Raw genomic sequence first — 315 nt, forward strand, 5'->3', positions numbered from 1 at the left:
AATTTATTCTCGCTTTTAGCAAGTATTATAGTATTGTGGTTATATTTTAGAAAGGCGATACCTAAAACGTTTGATGATAATAATATAAAGCATCCTAAAGATGCCATTAATGATTTAAAGCTATTTAAAATTTCATGGATTGTTCTAGTTATATTACTTTTCGGCTATCTAATCAGTGAATTTACTAAAATTCCGGTATCAATTTTCACTGGAATCATTGCTTTTATTTTTCTAATGTTGGCTCGTAAATCAAATGCTGTAAATATTAAGCAAGTCATTAAGGGCGCACCTTGGAATATAGTATTATTTTCAATT

The 315-nt window shown here is 27.9% G+C and carries 1 protein-coding gene; it reads left to right on the forward strand.

Features of this window, described 5'->3' with window-relative positions; all coding sequences use genetic code 11:
* On the forward strand, positions 1–315 hold a 315-nt coding region (locus GUI70_RS25500), incomplete at both ends, for an ArsB/NhaD family transporter (protein ID WP_272952926.1).

It is taken from the genome of Deinococcus alpinitundrae (assembly GCF_009982895.1).
GTDB classification, from domain to species: domain Bacteria; phylum Deinococcota; class Deinococci; order Deinococcales; family Deinococcaceae; genus Deinococcus; species Deinococcus alpinitundrae.